This is a genomic window from Campylobacter ureolyticus, from assembly GCF_013372225.1.
GTDB classification, from domain to species: Bacteria; Campylobacterota; Campylobacteria; order Campylobacterales; family Campylobacteraceae; genus Campylobacter_B; species Campylobacter_B ureolyticus.
The window spans coordinates 1,291,219-1,313,247 of record NZ_CP053832.1 but is presented as its reverse complement, the minus strand read 5'-3'; the positions used below and the strand labels follow the sequence as shown (position 1 = coordinate 1,313,247).

General features: G+C 28.3%; 23 protein-coding genes. 18 read left to right on the top strand and 5 right to left on the bottom strand.

Annotated features, from left to right (window positions below; translation table 11 throughout):
- Positions 1 to 14: 14 nt before the first annotated feature.
- Together CURT_RS06655 and CURT_RS06650 are read right to left on the bottom strand one after the other, a co-directional pair.
- A complete protein-coding gene (locus tag CURT_RS06655; protein ID WP_018712644.1) occupies positions 15 to 413 on the bottom strand; it encodes a YbgC/FadM family acyl-CoA thioesterase in 399 nt (132 codons plus the stop codon).
- Positions 414 to 914 carry a DUF4149 domain-containing protein gene (locus CURT_RS06650; protein ID WP_018712643.1) on the bottom strand — a complete coding sequence of 167 codons (501 nt, stop codon included), beginning with the start codon at positions 912 to 914 and terminating at the stop codon, positions 414 to 416.
- 148 nt (positions 915 to 1,062) lie between these two features.
- Here CURT_RS06650 and rpmH point away from each other — a divergent pair, with 148 nt between their 5' ends.
- Genes rpmH through mnmE form a run of 6 tightly spaced genes read left to right on the top strand, consistent with a single transcriptional unit; the run spans position 1,063 to position 5,567 of the window.
- A complete protein-coding gene (gene rpmH, locus CURT_RS06645) occupies positions 1,063 to 1,197 on the top strand; it encodes a 50S ribosomal protein L34 (RefSeq protein ID WP_018712642.1) in 135 nt (44 codons plus the stop codon).
- Positions 1,194 to 1,520, top strand: coding sequence for a ribonuclease P protein component (gene rnpA / locus CURT_RS06640; RefSeq protein WP_016646801.1), 327 nt, complete (start codon positions 1,194 to 1,196; stop codon positions 1,518 to 1,520). Before rpmH ends, rnpA begins: the two co-directional genes overlap by 4 nt.
- The gene (gene yidD, locus CURT_RS06635; protein WP_018712641.1) at positions 1,517 to 1,849 is read left to right on the top strand and encodes a membrane protein insertion efficiency factor YidD; all 333 of its coding nucleotides are present in this window, start codon (positions 1,517 to 1,519) and stop codon (positions 1,847 to 1,849) included. Before rnpA ends, yidD begins: the two co-directional genes overlap by 4 nt.
- Before the next feature lie 4 nt (positions 1,850 to 1,853).
- The gene (gene yidC, locus CURT_RS06630; RefSeq protein WP_018712640.1) at positions 1,854 to 3,428 is read left to right on the top strand and encodes a membrane protein insertase YidC; all 1,575 of its coding nucleotides are present in this window, start codon (positions 1,854 to 1,856) and stop codon (positions 3,426 to 3,428) included.
- Complete coding sequence (locus tag CURT_RS06625; protein WP_018712639.1) at positions 3,428 to 4,240, top strand: Jag N-terminal domain-containing protein; 813 nt, start codon at positions 3,428 to 3,430, stop codon at positions 4,238 to 4,240. Before yidC ends, CURT_RS06625 begins: the two co-directional genes overlap by 1 nt.
- Positions 4,233 to 5,567, top strand: a complete 1,335-nt coding sequence (mnmE, locus tag CURT_RS06620) for a tRNA uridine-5-carboxymethylaminomethyl(34) synthesis GTPase MnmE (protein ID WP_018712638.1) — start codon at positions 4,233 to 4,235, stop codon at positions 5,565 to 5,567. Before CURT_RS06625 ends, mnmE begins: the two co-directional genes overlap by 8 nt.
- 7 nt (positions 5,568 to 5,574) lie before the next feature.
- On the opposite strand, the gene CURT_RS06615 is transcribed toward mnmE, so the two are convergent.
- Positions 5,575 to 6,819 (bottom strand): nucleotide sugar dehydrogenase, encoded by a 1,245-nt coding sequence (locus tag CURT_RS06615; RefSeq protein ID WP_018712637.1) that lies wholly within the window; start codon positions 6,817 to 6,819, stop codon positions 5,575 to 5,577.
- 86 nt (positions 6,820 to 6,905) lie between these two features.
- Here CURT_RS06615 and CURT_RS06610 point away from each other — a divergent pair, with 86 nt between their 5' ends.
- The 10 genes from CURT_RS06610 to CURT_RS06565 are packed head-to-tail and all read left to right on the top strand — an operon-like array spanning position 6,906 to position 16,279.
- On the top strand, positions 6,906 to 7,781 hold the full coding sequence (locus CURT_RS06610; RefSeq protein ID WP_018712636.1) for a lysophospholipid acyltransferase family protein: 876 nt from the start codon (positions 6,906 to 6,908) through the stop codon (positions 7,779 to 7,781).
- Positions 7,766 to 8,680, top strand: a complete 915-nt coding sequence (locus CURT_RS06605; RefSeq protein WP_018712635.1) for an ELM1/GtrOC1 family putative glycosyltransferase — start codon at positions 7,766 to 7,768, stop codon at positions 8,678 to 8,680. Before CURT_RS06610 ends, CURT_RS06605 begins: the two co-directional genes overlap by 16 nt.
- Positions 8,677 to 9,753 carry a glycosyltransferase family 4 protein gene (locus CURT_RS06600; protein WP_018712634.1) on the top strand — a complete coding sequence of 359 codons (1,077 nt, stop codon included), beginning with the start codon at positions 8,677 to 8,679 and terminating at the stop codon, positions 9,751 to 9,753. Before CURT_RS06605 ends, CURT_RS06600 begins: the two co-directional genes overlap by 4 nt.
- Positions 9,746 to 10,915 carry an O-antigen ligase family protein gene (locus tag CURT_RS06595; protein WP_018712633.1) on the top strand — a complete coding sequence of 390 codons (1,170 nt, stop codon included), beginning with the start codon at positions 9,746 to 9,748 and terminating at the stop codon, positions 10,913 to 10,915. Before CURT_RS06600 ends, CURT_RS06595 begins: the two co-directional genes overlap by 8 nt.
- Positions 10,906 to 11,721 (top strand): polysaccharide deacetylase family protein, encoded by an 816-nt coding sequence (locus CURT_RS06590; RefSeq protein WP_018712632.1) that lies wholly within the window; start codon positions 10,906 to 10,908, stop codon positions 11,719 to 11,721. Before CURT_RS06595 ends, CURT_RS06590 begins: the two co-directional genes overlap by 10 nt.
- On the top strand, positions 11,718 to 12,701 hold the full coding sequence (locus tag CURT_RS06585) for a glycosyltransferase (RefSeq protein WP_018712631.1): 984 nt from the start codon (positions 11,718 to 11,720) through the stop codon (positions 12,699 to 12,701). Before CURT_RS06590 ends, CURT_RS06585 begins: the two co-directional genes overlap by 4 nt.
- On the top strand, positions 12,688 to 13,746 hold the full coding sequence (locus CURT_RS06580) for a glycosyltransferase (protein WP_018712630.1): 1,059 nt from the start codon (positions 12,688 to 12,690) through the stop codon (positions 13,744 to 13,746). Before CURT_RS06585 ends, CURT_RS06580 begins: the two co-directional genes overlap by 14 nt.
- Positions 13,743 to 14,732 (top strand): glycosyltransferase, encoded by a 990-nt coding sequence (locus tag CURT_RS06575; RefSeq protein ID WP_018712629.1) that lies wholly within the window; start codon positions 13,743 to 13,745, stop codon positions 14,730 to 14,732. Before CURT_RS06580 ends, CURT_RS06575 begins: the two co-directional genes overlap by 4 nt.
- Entirely contained in the window at positions 14,729 to 15,514 is a 786-nt protein-coding gene (locus CURT_RS06570; protein WP_018712628.1) for a polysaccharide deacetylase family protein, read from the top strand. Before CURT_RS06575 ends, CURT_RS06570 begins: the two co-directional genes overlap by 4 nt.
- Positions 15,515 to 15,523: 9 nt before the next feature.
- Positions 15,524 to 16,279: a glycosyltransferase family 2 protein gene (locus CURT_RS06565; RefSeq protein WP_018712627.1), complete on the top strand. Its 756-nt coding sequence runs from the start codon at positions 15,524 to 15,526 to the stop codon at positions 16,277 to 16,279.
- Between the two features lie 29 nt (positions 16,280 to 16,308).
- On the opposite strand, the gene CURT_RS06560 is transcribed toward CURT_RS06565, so the two are convergent.
- Both CURT_RS06560 and CURT_RS06555 read right to left on the bottom strand, forming a co-directional pair.
- Positions 16,309 to 18,255 (bottom strand): BCCT family transporter, encoded by a 1,947-nt coding sequence (locus CURT_RS06560; RefSeq protein ID WP_018712626.1) that lies wholly within the window; start codon positions 18,253 to 18,255, stop codon positions 16,309 to 16,311.
- A gap of 122 nt (positions 18,256 to 18,377) precedes the next feature.
- A complete protein-coding gene (locus CURT_RS06555; RefSeq protein ID WP_018712625.1) occupies positions 18,378 to 19,025 on the bottom strand; it encodes a class I SAM-dependent methyltransferase in 648 nt (215 codons plus the stop codon).
- 111 nt (positions 19,026 to 19,136) lie between these two features.
- Between CURT_RS06555 and purL the strand changes: the two genes are divergently transcribed.
- Together purL and CURT_RS06545 are read left to right on the top strand one after the other, a co-directional pair.
- A complete protein-coding gene (purL, locus tag CURT_RS06550; RefSeq protein ID WP_018712624.1) occupies positions 19,137 to 21,293 on the top strand; it encodes a phosphoribosylformylglycinamidine synthase subunit PurL in 2,157 nt (718 codons plus the stop codon).
- Entirely contained in the window at positions 21,294 to 22,022 is a 729-nt protein-coding gene (locus CURT_RS06545) for a DnaJ domain-containing protein (protein WP_018712623.1), read from the top strand. It begins immediately after the preceding gene.
- Positions 22,023 to 22,029 lie beyond the last annotated feature (7 nt).

The window sequence follows — 22,029 nt, the reverse complement described above, 5'->3', positions numbered from 1 at the left end:
ATAAGTAGAAAATTCTACTTATAATTTTTAAAAAACTCTATCATTTTGCTACTCATGGCAGCTGGTTTTTTATCTATTAAATAAGCTATTTTGATATCTGCTTCAAAAATAAGCTCTTTTTCATCCAAGCTTTTTTCTAAAGAGGCAATTTTATAAATTTTTTGATTTATAACTAAACTTGCCTTTTTTATACTATTTGGTGTTGAAATAACTTCTAATATATCTCCTAAAAAAGCTGGTTTTATATATGAGGCATTTATATTTTTAACAACAAAATGCCTATTTGGAGTAAATGGATCTAGGTTTGAGTTAAATACCATTTCACTTCTTGCACGCTCACAGTATTTTATAAAATTTGTATGATATACAATACCACCTGCATCTGTATCTTCGTAATAAACTCTTATTTTCATTCATTTAACCTCTTGTTTAAGTTCATTTTTACTACTTGGAAATTTGATAAAAAATAAAAATGTTTGAGCTATAAGCATGATTTTCATAGTCCATTCACTGGCTTTATGCATTTGTGCAAAAGAAGCAGTTTGGGTCATTGATGGTCCGATTTGTTGAGCATTGACTATATAATTTGAAAAGTAAAATATAAAAAGTAGGGCTAATACTAAATTTATAAAAGCAAGCATAAAAGTTGAAAATTTAATGTTAAAATTTTTATTTTTATTAGCTAGATTAATGCTTTCTGCAATAAATGCCAAAATTGATATGATAAGTAAAATTTTATTAAATCTTAGAAAAATTTCAGTCATTATTTGTCCACTTTGAAAATGGGTTAAAACACCTTCACCAATTAAATTTGCTGGATTAAATATTACGGGTGCAACAAAAACTCCTGCACAAATTTCAAGACCTACTAAAATAGCAATCAAAAAAAGATAGATATTTAAAATTCTATTCATAAATTTCCTTTAAAATTTTATTTATTTTAAACTTTCAAAATTATACTGCAAAATATTAAACACATAAAAAAAGTTGTTCTTATCTATTTTTAAGTAATTTTAAGATAAAATCACCGTTTGGTAAATTAAAAAAATTAAAAGGAAAAATATGAAAAGAACATATCAACCACATAATGCTCCTAAGAAAAGAACACATGGTTTTAGAGTTAGGATGAAAAGTAAAAACGGCAGAAAAGTTATCAATGCAAGAAGAGCAAAAGGTAGAAAAAGATTGGCTGTTTGATTGAATTTTCTGCTATAAATAAGGCAGATGAGTTTAAAAAAGTTTATGAGATGGCTAAAAAATGGCACACTGAATTTGCAGTTGTTTATTTTTTGGCTTCTGATGATAGAAAATTTACAGCAATTGCTAGTAAAAAAGTAGGAAAAGCAGTTATTAGAAATCGTGCTAAAAGAGTTCTAAGAGCGGCATTTGCTAATATGGGATGTGATTTAAAATCAGGATTTTACATTATAATTGCGAAGCCTTCAATAATTAACTTTAGCTTTGATTCTATAAAAAAGAGTTTAAGATGGTCTTTTAGAAAAATGGATGCTTTTAAATGAAGGATTTTTTTATAAAAATCATAAAAATTTATCAACATAACATCTCACCGCTTTTTCCAGCGGCTTGCAGATACTATCCTAGTTGTTCTGAATATGCTTTGATACAATTTAAGCATAACTTTTGTTTAAAAGCATTTTTTTTAACTATTCTAAGAATTCTAAGATGTAATCAACTTTTTAAAGGCGGAATTGACTATCCTATAATTTATAAAGATTTTTCCGCTGTAAAATTTTCTTTTAAAAATAGAAATTTGAAGTTTTTATTTTGGTTTGTTCCTTATAAAAATGGAAAATACTATGTAATAAAATCATATAAAAAGGAAAATTAGCCCCATGATGGATGAAAAATCAATTCAAAAAAGAGCTATCATTGCAACGCTTCTTGCTTTCATTTTTTTTATAGCCTACGATAGTCTTTATTTGTCAAAATTTAGAGATACAAATGCAACAATTGCCACAAAACAGGTAAAAACCGCAAACGAGGCACCTGATGTAAAGCTTGATAATCAAAATAAAGCTCCTATTAATACAGTTTCAAAAGAAGATAAAACAATAGTAAATATAACTTCAAATTATTTTAATGCTAAAATTGACTCTTTGGGAAGAATAAGTTCATTTAAATTAAATGAAAATATTTATAAAGATGAAGAAGGAAATTTTTTAAATTTAATAACACAATATCCAAAACCATTAGAAATTAGGTTTGCAAACCAAGAAATTAATAAGCTAGCTTTTGAAATTCCGTACGAAGCAAGTGTGTCAAACATTAATTTAAATGATGGTGAAAAAAGCGTTGTTCTTACTCAAAATTTAGGCGAAGTTATAGTTAAAAAAACTATAACTTTTTCAAAAAGGGGTAATTATAAGGTAAAAGTAGAAACAAATAAGAATGAAAATTACTTTGTAACTCCAGGACTTAGGCCAGATGTTGCAGCAGATAGACTTACAATCCATGGAGTATTACTTAGAAATTTAGAAGATAATCTAGAAATCGTAAAAGATGGAAAAGTAAAAAATAAAGCTCAAACTTATAATAATATCGATATTGCATCATCTTTTGATAGATACTACGCAACTTTATTTTATAATTTTGAAAAACCTATGAAAGTAGCGCTAAATGAGACAAGTGATGGAATAAATCAAGCTTTTGTAGCAGTTGAAGATAGAGTTTTTGAAGCTGGTGGCTTTATAGGGCCTAAAAATCATGAGCTTTTAAAATCAATAAATCCTGAATTGAGTGATGTTATAGAGTATGGCTGGTTTACTTTTATTGCAAAACCTATGTTTTGGTTACTTAGTAAGTTTTATACTATGGTTGGAAACTGGGGTTGGGCAATAGTTATTTTAACTATTTTAATAAGGCTTATCTTATCACCACTTACTTATAAAGCTATGATTTCTATGAATAAGTTAAAAGATTTAGCTCCAAAAATGAAAGAAATTAGAGAAAAATATAAAAATGATCCGCAAAAAATGCAAGCACAAGTTATGGAACTATATAGAAAGCATGGTGCAAATCCAATGGGTGGATGTTTGCCTATGATTTTACAAATTCCTGTATTTTTTGCAATTTATAGAGTTTTATTAAATGCAATTGAGCTTCAAGGAGCACCTTGGATACTTTGGATAGATAATTTAGCTATTAAAGATCCATATTTTATACTTCCTATTATAATGGGTGCTGCTATGTATATCCAACAACGCCTTACTCCTACGAGCTTTACTGATCCAATGCAAGAAAAGATTATGAAATTTTTACCTGTAATATTTATATTTTTCTTTATGACATTCCCAGCTGGACTTACACTTTATTGGTGTGTTAATAATATATTTGCCTTAATTCAGCAAATTATTATAAATAAAATGTTTAAAAAGAGAAAAGAATTAGAAATGGCGGAGAAAAAATAGTGAAATTTGAAGCATTTACATTAGAAGAGGCTATCACAAAAGCCTCAGTTGAGTTAGGGTGTTCTGTAACTGAGCTTGATTTTAAAGTTTTGCAACATCCAAAAAGTGGGATTTTGGGTTTTTTCAAAAAAAATGCAATCATAGATGCTAAAAAAGTTGGCTATACAAAATCTTTAAAAGAAACAAACAAAAGTAGCGAATCAAAAAAAGTTAAAAAAGAGCAAAATATAGATAAAGGTGAAAAATCTCAAAAAGCTAAAAAGGATGATAAAAGCCATCAAAAACCTGAAAAGCAAAAAAATAATTTTGAAAATAAGAAAGAATTTACAAAACCAAATAATGAAAAAGTTGAAATAAACAAGGCTATTATTGAAATAAAAAATGGAATCGAAAATCTTTTTAAAAATGATTTTTTCAACATCAATAGCTTTGAAGTAAATAAATTTGATGATAAAACTATTTATATAAAATTAGATGGTGATGATGCGGCACTTTTAATAGGAAAAGAAGGATATAGATATAAGGCAATAACACATCTTCTTCACAATTGGATTTATCCAAAATACGGATATCATGTAAGGCTTGAGATTTCACGATTTTTAGAAAATCAAGAAAAAATGATTGCTGCATATTTGGTTGATGTTATTGAAAAGGTAAAAACAACCGGAAAAGCTCAAACTAAACCTTTAGATGGTGTTTTGGTAAAAATTGCCCTAGAACAGCTTAGAAATGAGCTTCCTAATAATTATGTCGGTGTTCGCTCTTCAAGGCATGGAAAATTTATAGTTATAAGACCGGAAAAAAATGAATGATACAATTGTAGCTATATCTACTGCAAATGGGGTTGGGGCAGTATCTATTATAAGAGTTAGTGGAAAAGAAGCTTTAGATATCTCATTAAAACTTTTAAAAACAAAAAATTTAACTCCAAGATATGCAACTTTGCTAAAAATTTATTCTTTAGACAATGAGCTTATAGATAGAGGTATAATAATTTATTTTAAATCTCCAAAAAGTTTTACTGGAGAGGATATAGTTGAGTTTCAAACTCATGGTGGATTTTTGATTTCAAATTTAATCATTGATGAGCTTTTAAAAGCTGGTGCTAGACTTGCACAACCAGGAGAATTTAGTAAAAGAGCCTTTTTAAATGATAAAATGGATCTTGCAAAAGCAAGCTCTATCCAAAGTCTAATAACTGCTAGAAGCAAAGATGCTTTAAAAATTTTAACCTATCAAATGCAAGGATCACTTAGTGCATTTGTTGAGTCTTTAAGGGGTGAGCTTGTTAAAACTCTTGCTTATACTGAAGTTTGTATAGATTATGCAGAAGAAGATTTACCAACTGATATTTTAGAAAAAATTAATATTTTACTTAGTAAAAATTATAAAAAACTTGATGAGATTGTTACTATTAGCAATCAAAGAAAAGGGCTTATAGAGGGATTTAAAGTTGCTATTATAGGAAAGCCAAATGTTGGAAAAAGCTCTATTTTAAACGCACTTTTATCTTATGACAGAGCTATAATCTCAAATGAGGCTGGTACTACTAGGGACTCGATAGAAGAAAGTCTTATGCTAGGAAGCCATTTAGTTAGGATAATTGATACTGCAGGCATTAGAGAGGGTGTTTCAAATATAGAAAAAATTGGCATTGAAACTGCAATAAAAAAAGCAAATGAGGCCGATATTATTCTAGCAGTGTTTGACAGCTCAGCTAAATTTGATGATGAGGATAGGGTAATTTTAGAAATATGCAGGGGTCTTGAAAAAAATGATAAAAAAATATTTTATATTTTAAACAAATCAGATTTAATTCAAAAATTTGATAAAAAACTAAATAAACCTCTTCAAATTTCAGTTAAAGAGGGCATTAGACTAGTTACTGATGAGTTGAAAAATTATCTTGATACTAAAAATTATGATGGGATTATGCTTACAGCAACTTATCAAATAAATGCTGTAAATTCAGCAAAAGAGGGAATTTTAAGAGCTAAAAATTTATTAAATGAAAACGAGCTTGAGCTTTTTGCTTATGAAATAAACTCAGCAATTAGTGAAATTTCATCTATAACAAGACCATTTGAGCGAACAGAAATTTTAGATGAGATGTTTTCATCATTTTGTTTGGGTAAATAGGAAGATATTAAAGTCTTCCATCTGCATTTTCTAAAACACCTTTTATATCAAATATTACAGCATCTAAATTTGAAAAATCTAAATTTTTGAACTCATCATGAGCCACTGCCAATACCACAGCATCATAATTATTTAAATTTAAATTTTCTATTAAATTTAAATTATATTCCTTTAAAACTTCATTTCTATCAGCCCAAGGATCATAAACATCTACATTACAACCAAATTCTTTTAACTCTTTTATCACATCAATGACACGTGAGTTTCTTATATCAGTACAGTTTTCTTTAAATGTAATGCCAAGTATTAAAACTTTTGCCTTATTAATCTTTTTATCATGTTTTATCATGAGTTTTACGACTCTATTTGCAGCATATTTTCCCATATTATCATTTATTCTTCTTCCTGCAAGTATTATTTCAGGATGATATCCAAGCTCTTGAGCTTTGTGAGTTAAGTAGTATGGATCAACACCTATACAGTGCCCACCAACTAATCCTGGGCTAAATTTTAAAAAATTCCACTTTGTTCCAGCGGCTTTTAAAACCTCTGTTGTATCAATATGCATTTTCTCAAAAATCATAGCAAGCTCATTTACAAAAGCTATATTTATATCTCTTTGAGTATTTTCTATGACCTTTGCAGCTTCTGCAACTTTTATGCTACTGGCTTTAAAAGTCCCTGCTTTTATAATGCTTGCATAAACATCATCAACTATATCAGCTACTTTTTTTGTTGAACCTGAAGTTATTTTTTTAATCTTTGTAATAGTATGTTCTTTATCTCCTGGATTTATCCTCTCTGGAGAATATCCACAAAAAAAGTCTTTATTAAATTTCAAATTTGAAAACTTTTCTAATGCTGGAACACACTCTTCTTCGGTAGCTCCTGGATAAACAGTGCTTTCATAAACAACAATATCACCTTTTTTAAGTACACTTCCAACACTTTGGCTAGCTTTTAAAAGTGGTGTCAAATCTGGGCGATTATTTTTATCAACTGGTGTTGGAACTGCTATTATAAAAAAATTATATTTTTTTAAATCATCCAGATTGTAGGTGAATTTTAAATTATTGTTTAATGCATCTTTTAGCTCATCATCGCTAGCTTCTAATGTTTTATCACGACCATTTTTTAACTCTTTTATTCTTGATTCGTTAGTATCATAACCAATAACGTCAAATTTTTTTGAAAAAGCAAGAGCTAGTGGAAGCCCAACATAACCTAAACCTACAACTGCTATTTTTATCATCTTTAAACTCCAAAATTATTTATTGCGCTAATTTTAGCAGTTTTTTAATTAAAAAAGCTATAATTCTATAATTTAAAGGAGAAATTTTGCGTGAAAAGATAGAATATATTTTTGTTTTACTGCTAATAAAAATATCAAAATTTATGCCTAAAAATTTAGTTTATTTATTTTTAGACAAGATATCGATTTTTTTCTTTTATATTCTAAAATCAAGACGTAGAATTGCAATTAATAATTTATCCTTTTCATTTAAAAATTTAAATGAAAAGGAAGTTTATAATTTAGCAAAAAAGACATTTAGGAGTCTTGCAAGAACAACAGCTGATTGTTTGCTTTTAATAAACAAAAGAGTTGAATTGGAAGATTTTTTTGAAGACCCAAATGGTTATAAAAAAAATGTTGAAAAAGCCATGCAAAATAGAAAAAATGGAATTGTTTTTTTTACAGCTCATTTTGGAAATTGGGAAATTTTGACCAAATTTGTTGCAAAGATGGGTTTTCCACAGCTTGTTATCTCAAGAGAGGGAAATAATTCTTTAATAGAAAGCAAAATAACAACACCTTTTAGAGATGAGTATAACAATAAATTAGCTTACAAAGACCATGCAATGAGCAAGATTGTAAAAACTTTAAAAAGTGGTGGAATAGTTGGCATGCTTACTGATTTAAAATTAAACAATAGCATTTATGTACCATTTTTTGGTAGAAAATGCCATACTGCCAAAACTGTAGCTTCACTTTATATGAAATTTCATCCAGAAATTATACCAATTTTTGCAAGAAGACTTCCAAACAACAAATATGAAATAGTTATAAAAAAGTTTCCAGATTTAACTCTAAGTGGTAATAAAGAAAAAGATATAGAGGCAATAACTATAATTTGTAATAGGATATATGAAGAAATTATATCTCAAAGCCCAGAGCAATGGTTTTGGATGCATAATCGTTGGAAACAAGATTAATGTATGTAATGAAAGCTTTAATAATAAGTGACAAAAGACTTGGTCATGAAAGTCAGAGTGTAGCTTTATGTAAATTAAAAAACTTTGATTATGAAATAATAAATGTCAAGTTTAAATTTAAAATTTTAAAACTTTTTTCATATGTGTTGGATTTTTTAAAAATTTATATTCCAATCTTTATGTATGAAAAGCCAAAAAATGATAAATTTGATTTCATAGTTTCCGCTGGTTCGACAACTTATTATGCAAATAAGTTTTTTGCTAAAAACTTTAAATCTAAAAATATAGCTTTAATGATGCCAAAGGGTTTTAGAAAAGATTTTTATCATATTTTTTCTACAAAAAACGATGCAAAAATAAAGCTTGAAAATATGACAATTTTACCTGTAAACATAAATTTTTTAGAGAAAAAAGAGTTTTATTCTCCTAAGTCCAAATCTATTTCATTTATAATTGGTGGAAATAACAAAATTTTTGAAATAATACCTAATATTTTAGATGCAATAGATGAAATTATGGCTAAATTTAGAGGATATGAAGTTTTATTAACCACATCCCCAAGAACTCCAAAATGGCTTGAAGAAGAACTAAAAAAAAGAAATTTTAATTTTTCTATAATTTTTAGTGAAAATAGAATTAACCCAATCTATGATTTTGTTACAAAATCTGAGTTTGTGTTTATAACTAGAGATAGTGTATCTATGATAAGTGAAGCTGTTTGTGCTGGCAAAAGTTCAGTTTATGTGCTACCTCTTAAAAAAAATAAAAATTCTAAATTTGATAAATTTTTATTAAATTTAGAAAAATTAAATTTGGTAAAAATCTATAGTCCAAACGACGCTTTTGAAAAAACAGAAAAACTAAATTTAAAAGATGTTCTAAAAGGCATAATTTTATGAAAGTAGTTCAAATTTTACCAGAGCTCAATGAAGGCGGCGTTGAACGTGGTGTAGTCGAGCTTAATCGTGAATTTGTAAAAAATAAAATTGAAAATTTTGTGATTACAAAAGGCGGAAAATTAGCTGGTATCATAGAAAAAGACGGTGGCAAGGTAATTTTACATGATGTTTGCTCAAAAAATATTTTTACAGCTCCTGTAAGGATTTTAAAACTTTGCAAAATTTTAAAAGAGATAAAGCCGGATATTGTGCATATAAGATCGCGCGTGCCTGCTTGGATGGTGCATTTTGCAAAACCAAAATGCAAGATTATAAGTACGGTTCATGGAGCTAATTCAGTAAATTTTTATAGTAAAATAATGGTAAAAGCAGATAGAATCATTGTGCCTAGTAATTTTATAAAAGAGTATATTATTAAAAATTTTAATGTCGATGAGAGTAGGATTTCAGTTATCTTTAGAGGTGTAAATTTAGAAAATTTTGATGCTACAAAATTTGAGAGCAAAGAGAAATTAAGAAGTGAGTTTGGTTTAAAAAAAGATGATTTTATTATAAGCTGTGTTGGTAGAATTTCAAATTTAAAAAACATTGAAACAATTATAAAGGCCATAAAAATTCTAGAAAGCAAAAATGTTAAACTTCTAGTAGTAGGCGGAGTTCACTCAAAAAGAAAAAAATATTTTGAGTTCTTAAAAAAACTCATTTGTAAATTAGATATCAAAAAGAGTATTATTTTTTTAGGAAGCATTAGTGAAATTGCAAAAATTTATGCTCTTAGTGATGTTGTAGTTAGCGCATCTATAAAGCCTGAAAGCTTTGGAAGAAGCGTAGCTGAGGCAATAGCTCTAAACATACCAGTTGTGGCAAGTAATCATGGGGGCGTAAAAGACATAATTATTGAAGATGTAAACGGATATTTTTTTGCCCCACTTGATGAAAAAGAACTCGCACAAAAAATTTTAATGGCAAAAGATCTTAAATTTGATGGCTATTCTTATATAAAGAGTAAGTTCTCACTAGAAAAAATGTGCAACGAAAATTTAAAAATTTATAAGGAGGTTTTAAATGCATGAGTATTTAATTGGCTTAAAAGAAGATAAATACAAGCTTGCTTTTAATATTATACTTTTTATTTGGCTTTGTAGTATTCCTTTTAAGAATGCCATTTATCAAATTTCAACTGTTTTGGTTTTACTATTTTTTGTAGTGCATTTGATTATAAATAAAAACTACTCTGTTTTAATTGAGAATTTTAAAAAAACTAAAGTTTTAACTGTTTTTATTGCTTTGATTTTGCTTAGTATGTGTCTAGCAAACATCTTAAATCCTGAACTTTTAGCCAAAAAATCTTGGCATTATATAATTGCATTTTTTTATAGATATGTTTTGGTTTTTATAGCTTTAGCGTATTTTTACAGGCTTAAGTATTTTGATAAAAAAGTATTAGTTAATGTCTTTTTATTCGGACTTTTGTTTGTGGCAGCCATCGCAATTTTTATGCTAATTTTAAATCCAGATACTGTTTATGGCGGACTTAAGGGAACTTTTGACAATAGAAATGCTATGGGGCTTGCTATGAGTTTAGGTGTTGTCTTTACTCTTTTTATTTTAAAAGACAATATAAAAATAGGATTAGTCTTACTTACAATTTTTGGTTTTTGTATGCTATTTTCTTTTTCACGCTCAGGTTGGGTTGCTAGCTTTGTAGCGTACATGGTTTTTTATATATTTTATTATAAAAAACTTGACAAAAGATTTTTTATAATTTTTGGAATTTGTATTTTGGCAGTAATACTACTATATTTAAGCATTGATATTTTTCAAGATAGAGTGAATTCACTTCTTAAAGGGAATTCAAGCTACCGTACCAATCTTTGGAAATTTGGACTTACTCAAATACCAAATAATTTATTTTTTGGCCACGGTGTTAGTTGTTGGAGAAATTTAAATTTACCGGTTGATATAGCAGCACATACAGGACTTCATAATTCTACTTTAGAAATATTACTTTTTACTGGAATATTTGGTTTGGTGGCATGGATTAGTGCTGTTTTAACTGTGTTTTATCAAATTTTAAAAGACAAAAACTATATATGCTTGTCTTTACTTGTATATTTTGTAGTTATTACACAGTTTGATTTTAGTGTTTTTGACTCAAAAGAACTTTTTAGTGCTGTAACTATTTTTATGTTTTTAGTGTATTCTGATAAATTTAAGGCTAAACCTTGCAAATAGTTATTGTATTATTAATTTTTACGATATTAATTAGCTTTATAATTTTTTCGCTTCGCTTTTCTTGGTGGAGAAAAAATATCTCTTATGAATACCCTCGTGTTTTGATGTATCATATGGTAAGCAAGCATTTGCCTAAAAATAAAAGCAAATTTAACCGTTTAAGAGTAGAGCCAAAAGAGTTTGAAAAGCAAATCAAGTGGCTTAGCAAAAATGGTTTTAAAAGTTATTTTGTGCGTGAAATATCAGATGATCTACCACCAAAATCAATTATTATAACTTTTGATGATGGATATAAAGATAATCTCACAAATACTTTGCCAATACTTCAAAAATACAGTTTTAAAGCTACAATTTTTATAGTTTGTAACCGCTTTGATAAAAATTGGGCGACGGATAAAGATCTTAAAAAATCAAGCGATGAATTAAATAGTGAAGAAATGTTAAGTGACGAAGATGTTAAAAAACTTTTAGAAAGTGGTCTTATTGAAATTGGCTCTCATACTTTAAATCATGCAAATTTGCCGAGTCTAAGCTATAAAGATAAACAAAATGAAATTTTAAACTCAAAATTAGAAATTGAAAAAAAATTTGGTATAACTTGTGAAAGCTTTGCTTATCCGTTTGGTTTTTATGATAAAGAAAGTATGCGACTAGCTAAAGAATCCGGATATAAATTTTCTGTTACTACAAACAATGATGTTTTAAAAAACAGATACCCAAATTATGAAATTCCTAGAATCATGATAAGTGGTAGAGGAAATATACTTCATTTTATTTTAAAAATAAAAAAAGGAAGAAGTAGGTGAGAGTTTGTTATTTCTCTTGTTCAAATATTTTTGGCGGTGTTGAAAATATCATTTTGCAAACATTAAACGAGCTTTGTAAAAGCTATGAGGTAGCTCTTATCTTACCAAAAGGTGCTAATTTTTTAAATAAATTTGATAAAAGAGTAAAAATTTATGAGTATAAAAGCTACGATAAACGTTACAATATATTTTTATATTTTGAGATTATAAAATTTTTACACGAATTTAAGCCAGATATTTTACACACTCATGGGGCAAAAGCTACGCAAATGGGCTTTATTTTAAGTAAATTTTTAAAATTTAAGTTTATTGCTACAAAGCACAATAATAGAAAAGGTAAAATTTTTAATAAAATTAAAAATGTTATAGCTGTTTCAAAAAATGTCGTAAATACTATAAATCATGAATCAAAAGTTATCTATTTTGGTATAAATAAGCAAAATATAAAGCCGAATTTATCAAAAACTTTTACCATTACAGCTGTTGGCAGGCTTGATAAAATTAAAGGTTTTGATATTTTGATAAATGAAGTAAAGAAGCTTAAATTTAACTTTGTTTTACAAATTGTAGGTGATGGTTTCGAAAGGGAAAATTTGCAGAATTTAATAAATAGTCTTAATTTAAAAAATAAAGTTAAACTTCTTGGTTTTTGTCAAAACATTCCGCAAATTTTAGCAAATTCAAATTTACAAGTTATTAGTTCCATAAAAGAAGGTTTTCCACTTACGCTTTTAGAAGGTCTTTTTTACGCTCCTATTGTAATTTCTACACCAGTTGGTGGAATAGTTGAAATTTTAGACGATGAATTTTTAATAAACCATGAGAATTTAAGTGATAAAATAGATGAAATTTACATGAATTATGATGCAAAAGTTGAAATTTTTAAAGAAAAAAATAAAAATATAATTGAAAATTTTAAATTTGAAAAATATATCTTAAATTTACAAAATTACTATGAGGAAATTTATGAAAAATCTTAGAATTGTTCATTGTGGTATTTTTAATGAATTTGATGATGGAAATTTTTTTTATGGCTTAGAGCGTAAAATTTCGCATGGACTTCATCAAAACGGTCATTTTGTATATGATTTCAGCTATAGAGATTGGGAGAAAAATTTAAGATTTTTTGGCGTTAAAAATAGTGGTTTAAAAAAAATGAATCAAAAGCTAATTGAAATATGTAAAAATATAAATGCTGATGTTTTGCTTATTGCAAAAGCTGAAAAGATAGAAAACGATACGCTTGTTAAGATAAAAAAAGTTTTGCCAAATATAAAAATTGCGATGTGGTATGTTGATCATCTAGAAGAAAAAGCTGAATTTTTTGAAAAATTTAAAATAATTGATCTGTTTTTTTATGCAAATGCGCTTAAATTAAAAGAAATTTCAAAAAAATATCAAAACACGATTTTTTCATTTTTTCCCAATATTTCAGACGAAGCTTTTGAGATGGATTTAAATTTATCAAAAACAAATGATATCATCTATATAGCAAGAGATTATAAAGAAGATAACCGTTATAAATTTGCTTTAATGCTTCATGAGTTTTGTAAAAAAAACAGTATAAAGCATAAAATTTATGCAAGTTTAGGGAACAAACCAGTTTTTGGATATGATTTTTTAAAAGCCATAAATGAGAGCAAAATTGCTATAAATTTTAACAGAGATGATGAATTGGATTGCGAGAACTCAAACAAACTTTTGGGTGCAAGTGATAGAATGGCACAATTTTTAGGTTGTGGGGTATGTACTTTTTCGCCGGTTATTACAGGATTTGATAAACTTTATGAGCCCAGTAAAGATATAGTTTATTTTAAAAATTTTAAAGATTGTAGTGATAAGATTTTAGCAATTTTAAAAAATGGAGAATGGGAGCAAATTAGTAAAAATGGCAGAGAAAAAACATTAAAAATCGCAAATGCAAAACGCGTAACTAAATTTATGCTTGAATTGCTTTTTAATAAAAATTTTAGTCAAGACTATGAGTGGAAAGAATTTATATATAAAAATGGAGAATTAATTTGAAAATTTTACAAACACTTCAATGGATTCAATTTGCCGGAACTGAAAAAGTTTGTGTGGATCTATGTAATGAGATGAGTAAAAATCATGAAGTAATTTTACTTTCAAATAAAGATACAACACAAAGACTAGATAAAAATGTCAAATTTATAGAGTTTAATTTTGATAAAAATCGTTTTAATCCATTTTTTTTATATAAGACAGCCAAACTTTTAAAAAAGATAAAACCTGACATTATTCACGCTCACAATACAAAAGTTATCGAGATTATGCATTATGCACAATTTTTTCTGGATAAAAAAATTCCAATAATTGCTACAAAACACGATTTAAGTTTTAAAAAAAAATATAAACTTGCTGATTTGTCAGTTGCAATTTTAGAAAATATGCTAGGAATTTTGCCAAAAAATAGTATTGTAATTGAAAACGGTATGGCTTACAAAAAACCAAGCCAATTAAAAAAATCTAGTGTTTTTTACATTGTCTCATCAGGTAGATTGAGTCCAGAAAAAGGACACCAAGACATAATAAGAGCACTATCAAAAGTAGATTTTGATTTTTTGCTTGAAATTTACGGCTGGGGCGAATATGAAAATGAGCTTAAAAATTTAGTAAATGAGTTAAATTTAAACGATAAAGTAAAATTTTGCGGATTTGACGATGATATAGGCAGCGTTTTAGCAAGTTGTGATTTGCAAATTATTGCTTCTCATTTTGAGCCTTTTGGGCTTGTTACAATTGATGGAATTTATTATGCTCCGCTTGTGATATCTACAAAAACCGGTATAGCGGGACAAATTTTTCCGCAAAAGCTGATTTTTAATAATGAAAATTTAACTCAAAAACTAAATGATATTTATAAAAACTATAAAGAGCATCAAGATGAATTTGCAAAGGTAAAATTAAAAAAAGATAACTTTAGCATAAAAAAAATGACACAAAAATATATAAAGGCATATAAAGATTTGATAGAGGATTTTAAAAAATGATATTTATTTATATTTTATTTTTTGTTATTTTCATAGCTTTTTCTCTTCGTTATAATTGGTGGCGAGTGCCTGCTGGAAATGATAAAGCAAGGGTTTTGATGTATCATAGCATTAATGAGCATTTTGGCGATAAGTTTGATAAATGGCGAGTAAAACCTGAGGATTTTGAAAGCCAAATCGCTTGGATGAGTAAAAAAGGATATAAATTTTTTACTTTAAGTGAAATTTGTGAATTTTTAGATGGCAAAGAATTTCCAAAAAAATCAGTTTGCATTACTTTTGATGATGGATATGATGATAACTTCACAAATGCTTATAAAATTTTAAAAAAATACGGTGCAAAAGCAACCATTTTTCTTATTCCAAATCAAGATGAAAATTACTGGGAGGCTAAAAATACATCACATATTTCTAAAATGCTAAATAAAGAGCAAATTTTACAGATGAGAGATATTGTTGAATTTGGTGCTCATACAAGTACGCATGCAAATCTTACTGCAATTTCAATTCAGCAGGCAAAAAGTGAAATAGAAAATTCCAAAAAAGAAGTTGAAAATATAACAAAAAAACCTTGTTTGAGCTTTGCATATCCTTATGGTAAATTCAATAATGAGATTGTTGATTTAGTGGATGAAGCTGGATTTAAAAATGCTGTAATTGTAAGGCGCGGAGTTTTTGATATTAACGACGAGCGTTTAAAAATTAAAAGAATAGGGATTCTTGGCACGGAAAGTTTTTTTGATTTTTGGCTTAGATTTACACGTATTAGAAATAAATTTTAAGGATTAAATTTGATAAAAGCATCTGTTTATATAATTTGTCAAGATGAGGAAAAACATATTGCAAGAGTGCTTGAAAGTGTTAAGGATTTTAATGAAATTATAATCGTGGATAGTGGAAGCACTGATAAAACACTTGAAATTGCAAAAAGATATAATGTAGCAATTTTTCATAAAAATTTTTTAGGTTATTCAGCCCAAAAAGAATATGCTAAAAATTTGTGCTCAAATGAGTGGGTGCTCAATTTGGATGCCGATGAAGAGTTAAGCGATAATTTAAAAGATGATATTATAGAAACTATAAATGAAAATAAGTGCCAAGCACTTGAGATAAAAATAGTTGATTTTAGATTAAAACCTTGGCAAATTAAAGCAATAAAGCAAATTTCAAGAGTTAGATTTTTTAAAAAAGAATTTGGTGTTTATCCTGAAAAATTAGTACACGAAAGTATAAAAATAAATGGAAAAATTTTACAAGTAAAAGGCTTTATTAAGCATTATGGCACTGATAGCATTAGCAAAAAACTTGAAAAAACGAATACTTATTCCACTCTTAGGGCAAATGAAAAATTTAATAAGGGTAAAAAATCATCTTTTTTAAAATTAACTTTTATTTTTCCAGTTATGTTTTTTAAATCTTATTTTATAAGACGAAATTTTTTAAACGGAAGAATAGGTTTTATAGATGCTATTAATAATGCTTTTTATGCTTTTTTAAAAGAGGCAAAACTTTACGAGCTTTACTTAAAAGAAAAAAGTCAAATTTAAAACAAATTTGACTTTTTTAGGTTGGCTAACTAGCTATTTGTTTTATGTAAAAAATACATATGTTTGTGATATTGATCTATCACATCGTTTATTAAAGCTTCTTTGCTCCAACCAATTACATCATAGTCTTGACCGCCTTCAAAGAGATAAACTTCAGCTCTATAGTAGTTATCGCTCATAGCATAATCAGGAGTTTGAGTTTTTATAATTTTTACACCATAGATAAAGTCTGTGTCTTCACCCATTCCAACATGAATATTAATTTTTCCATTTATGCCTATTTTTTCCACTCTTGCTTTTAGTCCATTTTTTATAAACTCATCGCAAACTTCATTAAACGCAGGCTCTGCAACTTCAAGTAAAAAATCTCTTGCTTCGTCTTTATCTGGTGTATCAATAATGTTTTTAAGCCTATCTTGCCATCTTTTTGAGCTAGTAAGTCCTGTTGGGAGATTAAAAATGCTTCTTGTGTAGCCTTTTTCATAATCAACCCTTAGAGCCTTAAAAAGTCCATACATACAGCCAAGTAGTGCTATAGAAAGTGGAAGTGCTGAGATGATAGTCATAGTTTGAAGAGCATCAAGTCCACCAGTATAGAGTAAAACAGCTGCGATAATACCTATTAAAACACACCAAAATATCTTTTGCCAAATAGGCGTTCTATCTTTCCCGCGTGAGCAAAGCATATCTATAACCATAGCAGATGAATCAGCCGAAGTTATAAAAAATAGACATATCATTAAAACTGAAATACCAGATAGCACACTTGTTAATGGAAATTTTTCTAAAAATACAAATAAAGCTAGTGAAACATCTTGATTTGTTACATCTGCAAGTCTAGTAAAGCCTTCATTTACAAGCTCTATTGCACTATTTCCAAAAGCACTCATCCATAAAAATGTAAATCCAGATGGAACTAAAAGCACTCCAACAACAAATTCTCTTATAGTCCTTCCGCGTGAAATTTTAGCTATAAATAGTCCTACAAATGGCGACCAAGAAAGCCACCAAGTCCAGTATAAAAGTGTCCAACCACCAAGCCAATTTTCATTTTTTTTCTCATAGGCAAAAAGGTTGAAGTTATCACCTATGAAAGATGTTAGATAGTTTCCTGTATTTTCGACTAGTGATTTTAAAAGCCCAGTTGTATTTCCTAAAACAAATATAAAAGCTACAAATAAAAATGCTAAAAATATATTTGAAAGACTTAAAATTTTTATGCCCTTATCAACACCGCTTGTTGCAGAGATTGTTACAAAAACTGTAATTATTAGTATTGTGATAATTTGAATATTTGTAGTCATTTCTATGCCAAAAAGATAATTAAATCCAGCATTTATTTGCAAAACTCCATATCCAAGAGAAGTTGTAACACCAAAAAGTGTAGCAAGTACTGCTAAAATATCAATTACATCCCCAAATCTTCCATAAATTTTATCTCCAACTATTGGATAAAAAGCAGATCTTAATGTAAGTGGAAGATTGTGCCTGTAAGCAAAATAAGCTAGTATTATAGCAACTATGCCATAAACTGCCCAAGCGTTAAATCCCCAGTGAAAAAATGTAAGTTTCATAGCTTGTTTTGCAGCTTCTATGGTTTGAGGATCTGCCGATGGTGGAGCAAGATAGTGCATAAGTGGCTCACCAACTCCAAAAAACATAAGTCCAATTCCCATTCCTGCTGCAAAAAGCATAGCAAACCATGCTAGATTTGAATACTCAGGCTTTGAGTGATCACTTCCAAGTTTTATATTTCCAAATCTAGATATCATTAAAAATAACATTGAAAAGAAAATTAAAGCAACACTTAATACATAAAACCATCCAAAATTAGTCGTTAGATAGCTTTGGATTGCTTTAAGATTTTTTAAAGTAGATGTAGGAAAGACCAAACATATACTTAAAACTATAAAAAGCACTATAATCGATGGATAAAAAACCGCTGGATTATAGGCTTTTTTAAATTTAAAATTCATATATTTCTCCTTTGTTAAAGGATACACTCTATAAAAATTAAGTAAATGTTTATAAAATATTAATAAAACACATTTTGTTCAAAAACAGCTTAAAAGACCATATATTATGACTTTGAGCAAATTTACACTTTTGCTATAAAACAAGTTTTTTCGCTTTTGTCTTTTTGGTAAATTTCAACATTTAAAAAGCCATTTTTATTTAAAATTTCCTTAACCTCAGTTGGATTTAATTTATTTTTAAGTTTAATCCCTTCGCCTAAATTTTCCCATTTTTCAAGAGTTTGCTTTGTTGTGCCTTCCAAAAATATCATAAATTTGCCATCTTTTTTAAGAACTCTTTTTATCTCTTTAAATGCAATGTCTAAATTTTCCCAAAAATAAAGCGTTTCAAAAGCAGTTACTAAATCAAATTTGCTGTCACTAAAACTCATTTTATGAACATCTGAAATATTCAAACAAAGTCTTTTATTAACCACTAAATTTTTGCAAATTTCAGCACTTAAATTTATACTAGTTGGCGAATAATCAATGCCAAAAAGCGTTGAGTTTTTAAATTTAATGCTTAAATTTAGTAAATTTTGTCCGCCGCCACAACCAATATCTAAAATATTTAATTGTTTATTTTCATCTAAATTTATTTTAGAAATAGCCCACAAAGCACCCTCGTTATGAGCTTCATTCATTCTTTTTAAGGTTTTTATTCCTTCATCTCCATCTGGAAATTTAACTTGACTTCTGTTTTGTGAAATTTCATCATTTAAATTTTGCATAACTTGCCTTTATTTATAAAATTATTCTAATTTTAACAAAATTAATTAAACTCATAGTCAAATTTAGCTATCATCTTTATATATTTTAAATATCTATATTAAGGACAAAAAATGGATAAAGAAACTATCAAAGCACATAAAATTACAGATGGCGAGTATGAAAAAATTCTCTCTATTTTAAACCGCGAACCAAATTTATTAGAACTTGGTGTAATTTCAGCTATGTGGAGTGAACACTGTTCTTACAAGTCAAGTAAAAAATATCTTACAGGTTTTCCTACAAAAGCACCATGGGTTATACAAGGACCTGGTGAAAATGCAGGAGTTATTGATATTGGTGGAGACATGGCAGCTGTTTTTAAAATGGAAAGTCACAATCATCCAAGCTATATTGAGCCATTTCAAGGTGCTGCAACTGGGGTTGGTGGAATTTTAAGAGATATTTTTACCATGGGAGCAAAACCTGTGGCAAATCTAAATTCACTTAGATTTGGAAATATAAAAACCAATAAATATCAAAAACATCTTTTAAAAGGTGTTGCAAGTGGAATAGCGCACTATGGAAACTGCACTGGAATTCCAACAATAGGTGGAGAAACAACATTTGATGATAGCTTTGATAGAAATATTTTAGTAAATGCTTTTTGTCTTGGAATAGTTAAAAAAGATGAGATTTTTTATGCCAAGGCAAGTGGAGTTGGAAATTTGATAATTTATGCTGGCTCAAAAACAGGAAGAGATGGGCTTGGCGGAGCTGTAATGGCAAGTGATAGCTTTAATGATGAAAATAAAGCCCTAAGACCAACTGTTCAAGTAGGTGATCCATTTGTGGGCAAGCTTTTAATGGAAGCTTGCTTAGAGTTATTTAAAAAAGACTATATAGTTGGCATCCAGGATATGGGCGCAGCAGGGCTTACAAGCTCAAGTTTTGAGATGGCTGGAAGAAGTCAAAGTGGTATGAAGCTTTTCTTAGATCAAGTTCCTATGAGAGAAGAGGGTATGACACCTTATGATTTAATGCTAAGTGAAAGCCAAGAAAGAATGCTAATTTGTGCCAAAAAAGGCTTTGAAGATAAAGTAATTGAAATTTTCACAAGTAGAGGGCTTGATGCAGCAGTTGTAGGAGAGGTTACAAATACTAAAAAAATGGAACTATTTTGGTATGATGAGTTGGTTGGAGAACTTCCAATAGAACCACTCAGTGAAGATGCTCCTATACTTGATAGGCCAATAAAGAGACCTAATTATTTAGATGAAATAAAAAATATAAAAACTCATTTTAGCATTCCAAAAAAAGAAGCTTTTTTAAAGCTTTTTAGTGATGAAAATGTAGTTGATAAAGGCTATATCTATACTCAGTTTGACTCTACAGTTGGCACAAACTCAGTTAAGAAGCCTGGTTATTTAGGTGCAAATATTTTAAGAGTAAAAGAAAATGGGGTTATGCTTTCAATGGGGCTTGATTGTAATCCTAAAATGAATTTTGTAAATCCAAAAGTAGGGGCTTCTTTGGCAGTTGCTACAAGTGGAAGAAAAGTGGCTATGAGTGGCGCTAAACCCTTAGCTATAACTGATTGTTTAAATTATGCAAATCCTGAGAATCCTGAAATAATGTGGCAATTTATGATGGGTTGTGAAGGCATAAAAGATGCTTGTAAAGAACTAAATACTCCAGTTGTTAGTGGAAATGTTAGTTTATATAATGATAGTGATGGTATTAATATTCATCCAACACCTGCAATAGTTTGTGTTGGTGTAAATGAAAATAAAAATTTACCAAGCATTTTTAAAAGTGGTGTAAGTGTGTATTTAGTTGGTGAAACAAATGGCGTTTTTGCAGGATCACTTTATCAAACTGTGATTAATAATGAGCTTGGTGGAGAATTGCCCGAAATCGATTTTGAAAAAGAAAAAGCTTTGTGGGATTTGATAATTTCACAAAACAAAGATGATAATTTAGAGTTTGCAAATTCAGTTGAAATTGGTGGCATTGCTATAACTTTAGCAAAAATGGCCGCTGTTTCAAACATTGCAGGCGAGTTTAAAACTAATTTTGAAAATGAAAATTTTATTTTTGATGAGAGTTTTTCAAGAGCAATTATTGGCGTAAAAGATGAGGAAAAATTTAAAAAAGAGGCTCTAAATTTAGGCTTAAAAGTTGTAAAACTAGGTGTTAGTGGTGGAGATAAATTCATACTTGATGATATGAGTTTTAGCATTGATAAGCTTAGAGAAATTTATTTTAAAACACTTGAAAAGCTTATTTAAATGTTTTATTTTATTTTAGCTTTAATTATATTTTATTTTTTAGCTAAATCAACAAGTAAAAAAACATATAAAAAAACTACTAAATTTAGCCTTTTGGAGGCTAAATTTATAGTGAGTTTGTTAGCAAAAATAGCAAAAAGCGATGGTAGAGTAAATGAAGAAGAGGCTTCTTTGCTATCCCAAATTCTAGATGATTTAGTTTATAAATTTGATGGAAATAGCAATGATAGAGAGATCTTAAAAGCTGTCTATAATAAAGAAAAAGAAAATATTAATAATGCATATGAAGTAGCTTTTAGATATAAAAAAGAGTTAAATTTATCTTTTTTAGATGCTGTTAATAGAATTATATTTTTTTTAAACATGGCTTTTATAGATGGAGATTTTAGCCATGAAGAAAAACAAATTATCTCAAAAATTTGCGATGGGTTTGGACTCCCACCACATATAAAAGAAGAAATTTTTGCCAAATTTCAAAACACTTACCAAAACCACTCACAAAATACTTACCAAAACGAAAATGTAAAAAACCCATATGAGGTTTTAGGTCTTAAAAAAGGCGCGAGTTTTGATGAGGTTAAGAAACAGTATAGAAATTTGGTTCGTAAATATCATCCAGATATCTTAATGGGAAAAGGTGCTGATGAGGAGATAATAAATGCAGGAACCAAAAAATTAAAAGAGATAAATGAGGCGTATGAAATTTTACAAAAAGAGTTTAAAAGGTGAATTTTTT